Annotated in this window: 16 protein-coding genes and 1 riboswitch; of the genes, 11 read left to right on the forward strand and 5 right to left on the reverse strand. The window is 71.4% G+C overall.

What is annotated here, in order from left to right; translation table 11 throughout:
* The first annotated feature begins 56 nt into the window (after window positions 1-56).
* The 9 genes from ACFYPJ_RS33745 to ACFYPJ_RS33785 are packed head-to-tail and all read left to right on the forward strand — an operon-like array spanning window position 57 to window position 5835.
* Complete coding sequence (locus ACFYPJ_RS33745) at window positions 57-926, forward strand: diiron oxygenase (RefSeq protein WP_389025378.1); 870 nt, start codon at window positions 57-59, stop codon at window positions 924-926.
* A complete protein-coding gene (locus ACFYPJ_RS33750; RefSeq protein ID WP_389025379.1) occupies window positions 923-1765 on the forward strand; it encodes a hypothetical protein in 843 nt (280 codons plus the stop codon). Before ACFYPJ_RS33745 ends, ACFYPJ_RS33750 begins: the two co-directional genes overlap by 4 nt.
* The gene (locus tag ACFYPJ_RS33755; protein ID WP_389025381.1) at window positions 1762-2202 is read left to right on the forward strand and encodes a holo-ACP synthase; all 441 of its coding nucleotides are present in this window, start codon (window positions 1762-1764) and stop codon (window positions 2200-2202) included. Before ACFYPJ_RS33750 ends, ACFYPJ_RS33755 begins: the two co-directional genes overlap by 4 nt.
* Window positions 2203-2212: 10 nt before the next feature.
* Entirely contained in the window at window positions 2213-2446 is a 234-nt protein-coding gene (locus ACFYPJ_RS33760) for an acyl carrier protein (protein WP_389025383.1), read from the forward strand.
* 20 nt (window positions 2447-2466) lie between these two features.
* Window positions 2467-3288, forward strand: a complete 822-nt coding sequence (locus ACFYPJ_RS33765; protein WP_389025385.1) for a class I SAM-dependent methyltransferase — start codon at window positions 2467-2469, stop codon at window positions 3286-3288.
* Window positions 3288-4247, forward strand: a complete 960-nt coding sequence (locus tag ACFYPJ_RS33770; RefSeq protein WP_389025387.1) for a 3-oxoacyl-[acyl-carrier-protein] synthase III C-terminal domain-containing protein — start codon at window positions 3288-3290, stop codon at window positions 4245-4247. The genes ACFYPJ_RS33765 and ACFYPJ_RS33770 overlap by 1 nt, the downstream gene beginning before the upstream one ends.
* Entirely contained in the window at window positions 4244-4513 is a 270-nt protein-coding gene (locus ACFYPJ_RS33775) for a phosphopantetheine-binding protein (RefSeq protein WP_389025388.1), read from the forward strand. Before ACFYPJ_RS33770 ends, ACFYPJ_RS33775 begins: the two co-directional genes overlap by 4 nt.
* Window positions 4510-5364: a hypothetical protein gene (locus ACFYPJ_RS33780; RefSeq protein ID WP_389025390.1), complete on the forward strand. Its 855-nt coding sequence runs from the start codon at window positions 4510-4512 to the stop codon at window positions 5362-5364. Before ACFYPJ_RS33775 ends, ACFYPJ_RS33780 begins: the two co-directional genes overlap by 4 nt.
* Window positions 5365-5367: 3 nt before the next feature.
* Entirely contained in the window at window positions 5368-5835 is a 468-nt protein-coding gene (locus ACFYPJ_RS33785) for a holo-ACP synthase (RefSeq protein WP_389025392.1), read from the forward strand.
* A 700-nt stretch (window positions 5836-6535) separates the two neighbouring features.
* On the opposite strand, the gene ACFYPJ_RS33790 is transcribed toward ACFYPJ_RS33785, so the two are convergent.
* The 5 genes from ACFYPJ_RS33790 to gcvT all read right to left on the reverse strand — a co-directional run bounded on the left by ACFYPJ_RS33790 (window position 6536) and on the right by gcvT (window position 11343).
* A complete protein-coding gene (locus ACFYPJ_RS33790) occupies window positions 6536-6787 on the reverse strand; it encodes a hypothetical protein (RefSeq protein ID WP_389025394.1) in 252 nt (83 codons plus the stop codon).
* Window positions 6788-6906: 119 nt separating this feature from the next.
* Window positions 6907-8274 (reverse strand): L-serine ammonia-lyase, encoded by a 1368-nt coding sequence (locus tag ACFYPJ_RS33795; RefSeq protein WP_389025396.1) that lies wholly within the window; start codon window positions 8272-8274, stop codon window positions 6907-6909.
* A gap of 68 nt (window positions 8275-8342) precedes the next feature.
* Entirely contained in the window at window positions 8343-9605 is a 1263-nt protein-coding gene (gene glyA, locus ACFYPJ_RS33800; protein WP_389025398.1) for a serine hydroxymethyltransferase, read from the reverse strand.
* A gap of 14 nt (window positions 9606-9619) precedes the next feature.
* Window positions 9620-10000 (reverse strand): glycine cleavage system protein GcvH, encoded by a 381-nt coding sequence (gcvH, locus tag ACFYPJ_RS33805; protein ID WP_389025400.1) that lies wholly within the window; start codon window positions 9998-10000, stop codon window positions 9620-9622.
* A gap of 215 nt (window positions 10001-10215) precedes the next feature.
* Window positions 10216-11343, reverse strand: a complete 1128-nt coding sequence (gene gcvT, locus ACFYPJ_RS33810) for a glycine cleavage system aminomethyltransferase GcvT (RefSeq protein ID WP_389025402.1) — start codon at window positions 11341-11343, stop codon at window positions 10216-10218.
* Between the two features lie 198 nt (window positions 11344-11541).
* Window positions 11542-11639, reverse strand: a riboswitch (glycine riboswitch).
* Window positions 11640-11816: 177 nt separating this feature from the next.
* On the opposite strand from gcvT, the gene ACFYPJ_RS33815 reads away from it, so the two are divergent.
* Both ACFYPJ_RS33815 and ACFYPJ_RS33820 read left to right on the forward strand, forming a co-directional pair.
* Window positions 11817-12494 (forward strand): AAA family ATPase, encoded by a 678-nt coding sequence (locus ACFYPJ_RS33815; protein ID WP_389025403.1) that lies wholly within the window; start codon window positions 11817-11819, stop codon window positions 12492-12494.
* Window positions 12495-12560: 66 nt separating this feature from the next.
* The gene (locus ACFYPJ_RS33820) at window positions 12561-13352 is read left to right on the forward strand and encodes an enhanced serine sensitivity protein SseB (RefSeq protein WP_389025405.1); all 792 of its coding nucleotides are present in this window, start codon (window positions 12561-12563) and stop codon (window positions 13350-13352) included.
* Window positions 13353-13742 lie beyond the last annotated feature (390 nt).

Here is a 13742-nt window from a genome sequence, read left to right on the forward strand (position 1 = left end):
TCCCAGCCTACCGTCTGGATCGACCGAACCTCGCGGTGAAAGGAGGTCAAGATCCCATGGTCAGCGACGTAATCGAACGCGACGCCCGTTTCCAGGGAATACTTGAACGCCTCAGCGCCAAGTCGATCGACGACTACTACAACCCGTACCGGATCTTCGAATGGCCGGACCGGCTTCCGGACGAGATGTGGTGGATGAGCCCCGAACTCACCACCACCCACGGCACCGAACTGGCCGGGAGTCTCCCTCCCGAGCAGTTGTACGCGCTCTCCCGATTCGAGAGCGTCAACTTCTACAGCCTCAATGTGCACGGCATCCGTGAACTGCTCATCGAGGTCGTCAACCGCATTCACACCGCGGGTTTCGAAGCGCCCTCGGAGTTCTTCCACCACTTCATCGGTGAGGAGAACGAGCACATGTGGTTCTTCGCGGAGTTCTGTCTGCGCTACGGCGGAAAGATCTACCGCCAGCCGGCCGGCGCGGCGGCGACCGTGCCCTCCTCGAAGGTGGAGAGCCTGCTGGTCTTCGCCCGCATCATGATCTTCGAGGAGCTGGTCGACCACTACAACTCCGCCATGGCGGCGGACGAGCGGCTGCACGAGACGATCCGGGGGATCAACCGCATCCACCACCAGGACGAGTCCCGGCACATCGCCTTCGGCCGCGAACTGGTGCAGCTCCTCTTCGAGGACGTGAAGCGCACGGCGTCGGAGCAGGAACTCGAAGAGATCTCCGCCTACCTGCGCCGCTACATGACGCACAGCTTCGAGTCTCTCTACCACCCCCAGGTGTACCGCGACGCCGGCTTCGAGCGCCCGCACGAGATCCGCCGGACCCTGCTGGAATCCCCGGCCAGGGTGCTGGCCGAGGAGCGCACGTTCCGCAAGACCAGCAAGTACCTCAAGAAGGTGGGGCTCGTGCGATGACCCGCCTCACGGGAAGTGCAGGTGCACCGGCCCTGGCCATCCTCGGACCGGACGAGACCCGGCTGATCAGGGAACTCGACGCCGTCTTCGCCGGCTGGGGACAGGCGGCGGGTGCCGACGAGATCAGCCCGCCGCCGCTGTTCCCGGTGAGCGACCTGGAGAAGTTCGACGTCTACACGAACTTCCCCCACCTCGCCTGGGTCGCCGGCAACCTCGACCTGACCAGCGGTCAGATCAAACCGCAGGACGGCGTGTTCGGCCCGTCCGACGTCTCCGGGGCCCGCTACGGCCTGCCGCACGCCACCTGCTACGGCGCCTACCTCTACCACGAGGGCGGCCAGGTGGCGGACGACACCCTCGTCACCCTGGTCAACCGCTGCTTCCGCAACGAGGACCACTACGGCGGACTGCGCCGGCTGGCCAGTTTCCAGATGCGCGAGATCGTCGCCCTCGGCTCCTACGAGCACACGCAGGACGTGCTCACCCGCTTCACCGACCGCATCCTGGCCTTCGCCGACGCGCTCGACCTCGGACTGGGGAAGACCGCGGCCTCCGACCCGTTCTTCCAGAACGACGGTGCCCGCGCGCTCATGCAGAAACTCAGCCCGGTCAAGTACGAGTTCCAGCGGGGCGACCTGGCCATCGCGTCGGTCAACACCCACCGCAACTTCTTCGGCGAGCGCTGCGGGATCCGTCTCGCGAGCGGTGAGCACGCTTTCACCTCCTGTGTCGCCTTCGGCCTGGAGCGCTGGCTCGCCGTGCTGATCGAACGTTACGAGGACGACCCGGTGGCCGCACTCGCGGCTGTCCGCGCCGCGGCCCAGAACACCGCGGCATGACCCTGCCGAGCGGTGTCGTGACGCCCCGGGTCGGTATCGACCTGGTACCGCTCGCGCGCGTCGCGGAACTGCTGAACCCGGACACCAAAGAGGCCCTGCACCGCATGCTCTCGCCCGGGGAGCTGGCCGCGTCCCGCACTCCGGACGGAGCGGCCGACCCGGAGAGCATCGCGGGCCGGCTCGCCGCCAAGGAAGCCGTGTTCAAGGTGTTCTCCGCCACCGGCCAGACCCTGCCCTGGCTCGGCATCGAGATCCTGCCCGGTCCGGGCGGCCGCCCGGACCTCAGGCTCAGCGGCCGGGCCGCCGAACTGGCCGAGCAGGTCGGACTCGGTCCGATCGACGTGAGCATCAGCCACAGCGGGGGCTTCGCCGTCGCCGTGGCCGCCGCGGCGGTCGCCGATCCGCCGGTCCCAGCCCCCGCACCACGCCACCCCTGAAGGGAATCCCATGAGTTCCACAGGAATCGAGAAGGTCCGGGACTGGATCCTCGGACGCCACGCCGACCGCACCGAACTCGCGGCTGACGTCAACATCATCGAGAACCGGCTGGTCGACTCGCTGTCCTTCGTCGAACTCGTCTACGTGATCGAGGACGCCAGCGGCGCCGAGATCGACTTCGACAACATCGACATCGAGGACTTCCAGTCGCTGGCGACCATCGAGAAGGCGTTCTTCGCCTGACGCCGAGAGAGGCCCGAACCATGCACGCAGTGTCGTACACGGCCCAGTGGATGGCCGCCGCCCGCGCCCTGGAGTCCGAGCGGGAGGACGCGCTCTACATCGACCCGCTCGCCCGCGAACTGGCGGCCCCCAAGGGCTTCGAACTGATCGACCGCTACGAAGGCGGCGGCCTGCTGCCGTTCATCTCGATCCGCACCAGATTCCTGGACGACGCCATCACCTCCGTGCTCGCCGACACCGACGTCCGGCAGGTGGTGCTGATCGCCGCGGGAATGGACACCCGCGCCTTCCGCCTCGACTGGCCCGAGGACACCGCGGTCTACGAGGTCGACCACGGGCCGCTGATCGAGGAGAAGCGCCGCCGTCTCGACCGGCTCGGCGCCCGGTCGGGTGCCGACCGGCGCGAGGTCTCCGCGGACCTCACCGGGGAGTGGCTGCCCGACCTGGAGAAGGCCGGGTTCGACCGCACGCGGCCCACCCTGTGGATCGCCGAGGCGCTGACCTTCTTCCTCACCGAGGAGCAGACCGCCCAACTGCTCCGGCTGCTGGCCTCGGCCTCGGCGCCCGGCAGCCGGCTCGCCTTCGACATCCTCGGCCGGACCCTGCTGCGCAGCCCCTTCTCGAAGCCGTTCCTGGACAAGCTGGCCGCCGACGGCACGCCGTGGATCTTCGGCACGGACGAGCCGGAGGGGTTCGTCAGCGCCCACGGCTGGAAGATCACTGACCTCAAGGAACCCGGTCAGGCGGGCGTGGGCGAGGGCCGCTGGCCCTACAAGGTGCAGCCGAGGAACCGGCGGGGGGCCAACCGCCTCTGGCTGATCCAGGCCGAGGTCGCCGGCTGATGGGCGGACACACCACGCTGGAGCGCATCGAGTCGTACCTGCCCGAGCGCAGCATCCGCATCGAGGAGCTGGGCGACCACCTGGGGCTGCGCCGTGCGGAGCTGGGGGTCTTCCGCAAGTTCTACGGCCTCGACACGCTGCGCTTCGACCCGGACACCCACCTGTTCGACCTGCTGCGGCCGGCCGCCAGGCGGGCGCTCTCGGCACTGCCCGAGGGCGCCCGGGTGGCGTACCTGGTCTACGCCCACACCACGCAGGCGGTGGCGCCCGCCGACGTCGACGTGGCCCAGGTGGTCCGGGACGACCTCGGACTGCCGGGCACGGAGGCGTTCGGCCTCAGCCATCAGGCCTGTGTGAGCAGCCTGGGCGGGATCGACGTGGTGGGCGAGCTGCTGCGCGCGGAGGCCGAGGAAGGCGCGTACGCATTGATGATCACCGGCGAGCGCGCGTACTCGCCGATCGTCCAGCACGTGCCCAACACCGCGATCATGGCCGACGCGGCGGCGGCCTGCCTCGTCACCCTGGACGGCGCGGGGGACCGGGTACGTTCCTTCGTCACCCGCACCCTGGGCGAGTACGCGAAGTGGCTGGAGCTCACGCCGGAGCAGAACACCCAGTTCGGCGAGCGCTACGGGGAGCGGATCGCCGAGGTCATCCACGAGGCGGTGGACCAGGCGGGCCTGTCCTTCGAGGACATCGAGCTGGTCATCCCGCACAACGTCAACATGCTGGCGTGGCGGCAGACCATCAAGGTGCTCGACGTCCCGCGCGAGAAGGTCTTCCTGGACAACGTGCCCCGCTACAGCCACACCTTCGCCTCGGACGTCTTCGTCAACTACACGACGCTGCGCGACGAGGGCCGGCTGGTCGACGGCGCGCACTACGTCATGGTCTCGGTCGGTCTGGGGGCCACCTTCGGGGCCATGGTGATCACACACCGGAAGAGGGCGACTGCATGACGGACCGTCAGGTAGTCGTACGGGCCATCGAGAAGGCCCTGGGCGAGGTGCTGGAACGGGAGATCGCCGAACTGACCGAGGACACCCGGTTGTTCGACGACCTGCGCCTCGACTCCTCCTCCGTCCTCGAACTGCTGCTGCTGGTCGAGGACTCCACCGAGATCGCCGTCGATCCCGAGGATCTCGACATCGACCACCTGCGTACGGTGCGCTCCTTCGCCGACTACGTGGAATCCCTGCTGGACAGAGCGGAGGCAGACGCATGACGGGCCTTGTCGTCCAGGCCGCCGCGGCGGTCCGCGCACCGAAGGGGCGCGAGCCCGCCGACGACCCGGCCGTACTGGGTTACTTCCAGGACCTGCTGCGGCCCTTCGGCGCCGAGCCGGACAAGGAACTGCTCCAGCGCGGCGCCCAGGTCTTCCACGAGGACCTGGCCGATCTGCTGGTCGAGGCGGACGGCGTCCGCGAGAGCCGTCCGCAGTTGCTCGTCGTCGCCCACGCCCTGCCGGACGTCGTACCGTTCACCGCGGTCGCGCCCTACCTCACGTCACGGCTGGGCGGCGAGGCCACCTGTTTCTCCATCGGGCAGCAGGGCCTGGCCGCGCCGTTCACCGGGCTGCGGATCGCCTCGGCGTACCGGCGTGCCGGACGGGTGCGCGAGGTGGTGGTGGCGATCCTGGAGCAGACGACGATGCCGACCCCGTTCCCGCTGATGGAGGACGTAGCGCTGACGGACTCGGCGGCGGCGCTGGTGCTCGGCCCCGGACCGGCGGACGGAGCCGGTCCGGCCGGTCCGGAGCTGGCCGGGGTGGCCGCGGACATCCCGCTGGACGTGCTGCTGACCGACGGGCCCGGGCACGCCAGTACCACGGACACGCTCGTGGTACTGGGCTCCTGGGCGACCCAGGAGCCGCCGAAGGAGGTGGACGTGCACCGGGCGGCGCCCGGCACCTACTGCACCGGTGTCTGGCTGGAACTGGCCGAGAACTGGGTGAGCTGGCGGGAGCGGTACGGGCGGATCGTGCTCAGCGACACCGATCCCCGCACGGGCCGCAGCCACCACGCGGTGTTCACCACCGGGCTCGCACCCGAGCCCGCCGCGGACGGGGGGCGCTGACCCGTGTGGATCGGGGTGGACCTCCTGCGGGCGGGCGAGCTGGACCGGTTGCTCGGCCGACGCTGGTTCCGTGAATTCACCTACGACCCGGCCGAGTTGGCCCAGGCGGAGGAATTCGGTCCGGAACGCGCCCGCGAGTACCTGGTCGGGCGTTTCGCCGGAAAGGAATCGGTGCTGAAGGTACTCGGCACGGGTTTCACCTCCGGCGTGAAACCCCGGCAGGTCGCGATCCTGCGGACACCGCTGGGGGCGCCGGAGGTCCACCTCACCGGAAGGGCGGCGGCCCGGGCGCGCGAGCTGGGCGTCGCCGAGATCCGGGTGTCGATCACGCACAAGTCCGATCTGGCCATGGCGGTGGCCCTCGGCCTGCCCGCGGCCCGGCCCGAATGCTCCTGCACCGGCACTCCTTCCGGCATCCCGTCCGGCGTCCCGGCAGCGCGGTGGGCCGAGGCGCCGCAAGGGCCACCGTGAACGGGTGAGGGCCGAGTGAGGGCGTGGCCGGGGCCGACCGCTCGCAGCCGGGCCGGCTCGCTTGGCACCCGGTAGACCAGCATCAGCCGCTGCCGCGGCCGGCCCTCCACGTCGCCGCCGACAGGTTCCCCTTCCTGCGTCGAAGCCGTCGGCACCACCGTGCACCTCCCGCTCGACCCACCCGACGCAGCCACCCGACGGGGGCCGCGCCGGCGCCGCCGAACGCGGACTTCCGGCCGTCGGCAAGACGCCGGCCTCGGGCCATCGGTGCAGCTCCAGGCGGCGGAGGCGGGCCGTGCGCAGCCCGGGACGCCGCCCGAGGTGCCGGTCTCGCAGGGCGGGGCTAGGCTGGGGATCGAGCCGCAAAACAGGGCACGCCCCGGGCCGTTGAAGTTCCCGTGACGAGGAACTCCGGCCGTTGACCCGGGCCATGTGCAACCGAGTGGCCCGACCGGGCGGCTTAGGTTCCGAGACGTGCTTTGACAATCAATGCGGTGAGGCCAGAGACCGCCCCGTACGTTCATCGTCATGCGGTGGCGGCCATCCACTCGCCCCCTCAACGGGTGGGCGACACGATGGAGAGAAAGGCATTCCCATGCGAGCACAACGCGCGAGGCGTCTCCTCGCGGTGTCCGCTGCCGGTGTTCTGATGGCCGGTGGCGCCGCGTTCGGCGCGGCAGGCACTGCCTCGGCAGCCCCGTCACACGTCGGCTCCGGCTATTCGCACTCTCTGAGCGGATTCGGTGACCACGGCGGTGGCGGCGGCGGTGGCGGCGGCGGCCACGGTGGCGGCGGCGGTCACGGTGGTGGCGGTCACGGTGGCGGTGGCCACGGTGGCGGTGGCCACGGTGGTGGCGGTCATGGCGGTGGCGGTCATGGCGGTGGCGGTCACGGTGGTGGCGGTCACGGTGGTGGCGGTCACGGTGGCGGTGGCCACGGTGGTGGCGGTCACGGTGGCGGCGGACGCTGACCCGACGCAGCACCGGACACACACATAGGTTGCGACGTGCGGCTCCTTCACCGGAGCCGCACCTCGCGACGCGACGGGACCGGCCGATCAGGCCGGTCCCGTCAGCACTCGATGATGTTCACCGCCAGCCCGCCCCGCGCCGTCTCCTTGTACTTCACGGACATGTCCGCGCCCGTGTCCTTCATGGTCTTGATGACCTTGTCGAGGGAGACCAGGTGGGAGCCGTCGCCGCGCATGGACATGCGGGCCGCGGTGACCGCCTTGACGGCGGCCATGCCGTTGCGTTCGATGCAGGGGATCTGGACCAGGCCGCCGACCGGGTCGCAGGTGAGGCCGAGATTGTGCTCCATGCCGATCTCGGCGGCGTTCTCGACCTGTTCGGGGCTGCCGCCCAGTACCTCCGCGAGGGCGCCCGCGGCCATGGCGCAGGCGGAGCCGACCTCTCCCTGGCAGCCGACCTCGGCGCCGGAGATGGAGGCGTTCTCCTTGAACAGCATGCCGATCGCGCCGGCCGCGAGGAGGAAGCGGACCACGCCGTCCTCGTCGGCGCCAGGCACGAAGTCGAGGTAGTAGCGCAGGACCGCCGGGATGATGCCGGCCGCGCCGTTCGTCGGGGCGGTCACCACCCGTCCGCCGGCCGCGTTCTCCTCGTTCACCGCCATCGCGTAGAGCGTGATCCACTCCATCGCGTGCGCGAGCGGGTCGCCCTCGGCGCGCAGTTGACGGGCCGACACGGCGGCTCTGCGGCGCACCTTCAGGCCGCCCGGCAGGATGCCCTCGCGGGACAGGCCGCGTGCCACGCACTCCCGCATCACCTGCCAGATCTCCAGCAGGCCCGCGCGGATCTCCTCCTCGGTGCGCCAGGCGCGCTCGTTCTCCAGCATCAGCGAGGAGATGGACAGGCCGGTCTCCTTCGTCAGGCGCAGCAGTTCGTCGCCCGTGCGGAAGGGGTACTTGAGGATCGTGTCGTCCAGCTTGATCCGGTCCGCGCCGACCGCGTCCTCGTCGACGACGAAGCCGCCGCCCACCGAGTAGTAGGTCTTGGTGAGCACTTCGCCGCCCTGCGCGTCGTACGCCCACAGGGTCATGCCGTTGGCGTGGTACGGCAGGGCCTTGCGGCGGTGCAGGACCAGGTCCGCGTCGGCGTCGAACGCGATCTCGTGCTCACCGAGCAGCAGCAGCCGGCCCGACTCCCGGATGTCGGCCACCCGCTGGTCGGCGCCGGAGACGTCCACCGTCCGGGGCGCGGCGCCCTCCAGTCCGAGCAGCACCGCCTTCGGTGTGCCGTGCCCGTGGCCCGTCGCGCCCAGTGAGCCGTACAACTCGGCGCGTACCGACGCCACGGCGTCCAGCACACCTTCGTTGCGCAGTCGCGCGGCGAACATGCGTGCCGCGCGCATCGGGCCGACCGTGTGGGAGCTGGACGGGCCGATGCCGATCGAGAACAGGTCGAAGACGGAGATGGCCACGGTGACTCCTCCAAGCGGGGTGGTGCTTGACGGGGTGCCGCGTGTGCGCGGCACCCCGTACGGCGGGACTACTTGCCCAGGCCGGGGTAGAGCGGGTGCTTCTCGGCCAGGGCCTGCACGCGTGCCGCCAGGGCGGACGCGTCGTACGACGGCTTCAGCGCCTGGGCGATGACGTCCGCGACCTCGGCGAAGTCCTCGGCCGTGAAGCCGCGGGTGGCGAGGGCGGGCGTGCCGATGCGCAGGCCCGAGGTGACCATCGGCGGGCGCGGGTCGTTCGGGACGGCGTTGCGGTTGACCGTGATGCCGATCTCGTGGAGGCGGTCCTCCGCCTGCTGTCCGTCCAGGTCGGACGCGCGCAGGTCGACCAGGATCAGGTGGACGTCCGTGCCGCCGGACAGCACGTTCACGCCGGCCTCGCGGGCGTCCGGTGCGGTCAGCCGCTCGGCGAGGATCCGGGCGCCGTCCACGGTACGGCGCTGGCGCTCCGCGAACTCCGCCGAGGCCGCGATCTTGAAGGAGACCGCCTTGGCCGCGATCACATGCTCCAGCGGGCCGCCCTGGAAGCCCGGGAACACGGACGAGTTCAGCTTCTTCGCGAAGTCCTTCTTCGCGAGGATGATCCCGCCGCGCGGGCCGCCCAGCGTCTTGTGGGTGGTGGAGGTGACGACGTCGGCGTACGGGACCGGGCTCGGGTGCAGGCCCGCGGCGACCAGCCCGGCGAAGTGGGCCATGTCCACCCACAGGTACGCCTCGACCTCGTCGGCGATCCGCCGGAACTCGGCGAAGTCGAGCCGGCGCGGGTACGCCGACCAGCCCGCGATGATCACCTTCGGGCGGTGTTCCTTGGCGAGCCGCTCCACCTCGGCCATGTCGACCAGCCCGGCCTCGTCCACGTGGTAGGCGACCACGTCGAACTGCTTGCCGGAGAAGTTCAGCCGCATGCCGTGGGTGAGGTGACCGCCGTGCGCCAGGTCCAGGCCGAGGATCGTGTCGCCGGGCTGGGCCAGCGCGAACAGCGCGGCCTGGTTGGCGGAGGCGCCCGAGTGGGGCTGCACATTGGCGTACTCGGCGCCGAACAGCTCCTTGACCCGGTCGATGGCGATCTGCTCGGTGACGTCGACGTGCTCGCAGCCGCCGTAGTAACGGCGGCCCGGGTAGCCCTCGGCGTACTTGTTGGTGAGGACCGAACCCTGCGCCTCCATCACCGCGAGGGGCGCGAAGTTCTCGGAGGCGATCATTTCGAGGGTGGACTGCTGGCGGTGCAGCTCGGCGTCGACCGCGGCGGCCACGTCCGGGTCCAGCTCGTGCAGGGAAGTGTTCATCAGCGACATGGGGCCAGAACTCCTCAGCCGCTGGTGGTGAAGGCGACGTACTCGTCGGCCGAGAGCAGGTCGTCCGGCTCCCCGGTGACGCGCACCCGGAACAGCCAGCCACCCTCGAAGGGGGCCGAGTTCACCAGTGACGGGTCGTCGACGACGTCCTGGTTGATCTCGGTGACCTCGCCGGTGACGGGGGAGTACAGGTCGGACACCGACTTGGTCGACTCCAGTTCGCCGCAGGTCTCGCCCGTGGTCACGCCGGCACCGACCTCCGGGAGCTGCACGAACACGACATCACCGAGAGAGTTCGCCGCGAACTCCGTGATGCCGACCGTCGAGACGCCGTCCGCGGCGGCCGACAGCCACTCGTGTTCCTTGCTGTAGCGCAGTTGCTGGGGGTTGCTCATGGCTTGAATTCTCCTGTACGCGGGGGAGTGCTGATGACGTGGGAAAGGGGGAGGGCGCTGGTGGACGGGGCGGTGTGCCCGGCGTCACAGCGGGTCGGGCCCGCGGTGGCCGCCCGCCGCACGGGTCCGGTCCCGGATTCCGGCCGCGGCTCGCGGCCCCGGGTTCCGGTGCGTGGCGGGCGGTGGCGGTGGCACACGTCCCGTGGTTCCAGTGTCTACTTCTGCCGCCGGTAGAACGGCAGCGCCACGACCTCGTACGGCTCGTGGCTGCCGCGGATGTCCACGCCGACGCCCGCCGTGCCCGGCGCGGAGTGCGCCGCGTCGACGTACGCCATGGCGATGGGCCGGCCCAGGGTGGGGGAGGGGGCACCGGAGGTGACCTCGCCGATCACCGCGCCGCCCGCGACCACCGGGTACCCGGCGCGCGGCACCCGGCGGCCCTCGGCGGCCAGGCCGACCAGCACCCGCGGCGGGTTCTGCTCGGCCCGCCCGGCGGCGGCCAGCAGCGCCTCGCGGCCGACGAAGTCGCCCTCCTTGCCGAACTTCACCACCCGGCCGAGCCCGGCGTCGAACGGCGTGAGCGAGGTCGACAGCTCGTGCCCGTACAGCGGCATGCCCGCCTCAAGGCGCAGCGTGTCCCGGCAGGACAGCCCGCACGGGACCAGTCCGGCCGCGGCGCCCGCCTCGGTCAGCGCCTGCCAGAGCTTCTCCGCGTCGCCCGGCGCCACGAACAGCTCGAAGCCGTCCTCGCCGGTGTAGCCGGTACGGGCGATCAGCGCGGGCACGCCGGCGACGGTGCCGGGCAGACCCGCGTAGTACTTCAGGCCGTCCAGGTCGGCATCGGTCAGGGAGCGCAGGATGCCGGGGGATTCGGGGCCCTGTACGGCGAGCAGGGCGTAGGCGTCGCGGTCGTCGCGGACCTGCGCGTCGAAGCCGGCGGAGCGCTCCACCAGGGCGTCGAGCACCACCTCGGCGTTGGACGCGTTCGCGACGACCATGTACTCGTGCTCGGCCAACCGGTAGACGATCAGGTCGTCCAGGATGCCGCCGTCGGCCCGGCAGATCATGGTGTACCGGGCCCGGCCGGTCCTGACGCCGCCGATGTCGCCGACCAGCGCGTGATCCAGCAGCGCGGCGGCCTGCGGGCCGGTCACGGTGATCTCACCCATGTGCGAGAGGTCGAAAAGCCCGGCCCGGGTCCGTACGGCGAGGTGCTCGTCGCGCTCGGAGCCGTAGCGCAGCGGCATGTCCCAGCCGGCGAAGTCGGTCATCGTCGCGCCGAGCGAGCGGTGCAGGGCGTCCAGCGCGGTACGCCGCGGACGCGGGGATTCGGTGCTGCTCATCGGTCGGTCGTCTCCCAGGGCGATGGGGGTCGCCCGCGCGGGCGGGGCCGAGCGCGGGCAGGGCGGGGAAGGTCCTCCCCATCTGTCATCGGAACCTGAGAGGTTCGCCATGACCGGCGGCGTACGCAGCGTCGTACGGCGGTCACGGCTTGCACCTTGGGTGGAGCCACCGGACAGCGGCCCGCTTTTCAGATGTGCCTCGCCCGCGCGGTGACTGGGGCCTGAGAGATTCAAGGGAGGGACTTGCTCCTTCGGCGTCCCAGCAGGACTGCTGGGAACTCTCCCGCGCGGATTCAAGCGGCCGGTATGCAGTTGGCGCGCTCATCATTGCACGCCTCGCCGCCGCACGGCAGACCTGATCCGTGACCGGGCTGTGGCAGAACGCGCACGGCACAGTGAGACACCGCGCATTACCTTCTCTTTACACTCGACGGGCATGGGGATGTCCAGACCCCAAGGGGAGGACGATCACGGTGAACAGGACCACGGCGTACGCCGCGAACACGGGTCTCGCGCTACCCGACAAGCCCGCCTGCCGGGCCGCCGGGCGGTGCGCGGAGCGACCCGCGCCGGTCGTCCGCGACCTGCGTGAACGAGCCGGCCACAGCCCGCGCGCCCTGCACTTCGGCCGCCACGACCTGGCCGTGGTCACGGGCCTGCCCGGCAGCGGCAAGTCGACCCTGATGGACCGGGCGGTGCAGGGCGCCGGGGCCGCCAGGATCGATTCCCAGGACACCCGGGACCGCTGGGAGGCCCGGATCCCCCGTTTCCTTCCGTACGTGCTCTACCGCCCCCTGGTCCGCCTCGCCCACTACGCCGCGCTGCGCCGCGCCCTGCGCACCGGTGAGGGCGTCGTGGTGCACGACTGCGGCACCCAGTCCTGGGTGCGCCGCTGGCTGGCCCGCGAGGCCCGGCGCCGCGGCGGCACGCTGCACCTGATCCTGCTCGACGTCCCGTCCGCCACGGCCCGCGACGGGCAGCGCGAGCGCGGCCGGGGCGTCTCCCGCTACGCCTTTCTGCGCCACCGCAGGGCGGCCGCCCGGCTGCTGCGCGCGGTGGAGCGGGGGGACCTGCCCGCCGGCTGCGGTTCTGCGGTGCTGCTCGACCGGGACGCCGCGGACGTGCTGCACCGGATCGGCTTCGCAGGGTGAGGGGCTGTCACCGGTACCCGTTAGCCTTTCCAGCCACAGCAGTGTTTTCCAGCAGGCGGTAGGCACATGGACTTCCCGGCGGACTTTCCAGCGGATTTTCCGGCACAGGCGCATCCCCATCCGCACGGCGGATGGCCCGGCAACGAGCTGGAGGAGGTGCTCTCCGCCTCCCTCGGCGTCCCTTCGGCCGGCGGCCGGATCGTCGAGGTCCTGGGCCGCAGCTTCTTCTGGATCCCGCTGCCGGAGGGCGGCGGCCCGGACAGCGGCTCCCTCGACCTGCCGACCGTGGACATCGAGGGCCAGGCGTACGTCCCGGTCTTCAGCTCCGAGGAGCAGTTCCGCCAGGTCGTCGGCGCCCACATGTCGTACACCATCGCGCCCGCCGTGGAGTTCGCCCGCGGTCTGCCCCCGCAGGTCGGCATCGCCGTCAACGCGGGCGGGGTGGTCGGCATCCCGCTCCCGCCGGAAGCGGTGGCCGAACTGTGCCGGGCGGACCGCACCGCGCTGGGCGCCCCGACGGGCGGCGGCCGGGTCCGGCTGTTCGAACCGGACTGGCAGGACGATCCGGTGGACTTCCTGTCCGCCGCCTCCGCCGAGTTCGCGGCGATCGGCGTGATCCGCACCGCCCGCCGGTGCCTCGCGGCCGTCGAGACGGCGGACCCGGCGCTGTTCGTCGGCGTCGAGCTCTCCCAGTGGGAGGGCGATCTGCGGGAGCTGCCGCTGGCGGCCCTGGGCCGGGCGCTGGCCCAGGTCCCGGTGCGGTGGCCGGTCAACCTGGTCCTGCTGGACGTCGCCGAGGATCCGGTGGGCGACTGGCTCAGGGACCACGTGCGGCCCTTCTACCAGCAGGGCGAGTAGGGGGCGCCGCGCAGGGCCGGGCGGGATGTCCGCCGGCCGGCCGCTCGGCGGTCGTCGGTCGCCGAGTACCGGCCGCCGGTTGCCGCGGCACCCGTGGCTCGGTGTCGCAGGCCGGGCTTCGGCCGGTGGTCCGAGGCGGTGCCGGACGGCCGGCTTCGGCCGGTCGTCCGCGGCGCCGCCGGACCTCGTCCGGCAGCGGTCGTCCGCGGCGGCCTCGTGGCCGGGCGGCCCCCGTGGCGGGGCCGCGGGTGCCTCCGTGCGACGGACCCGCACACCGGCCCGGCCCCGCGCCCCCTGGGAGCGCTGTCCGACCCACCACGCACCCGCCGGCGAACAAGGATCCCCGGGCCACCGGACGCATAAGCTGTCTCCCGAACGCGGGGTAGTCGA

Source organism: Streptomyces sp. NPDC006012, assembly GCF_042871185.1.
Taxonomy (GTDB): Bacteria; Actinomycetota; Actinomycetes; order Streptomycetales; family Streptomycetaceae; genus Streptomyces.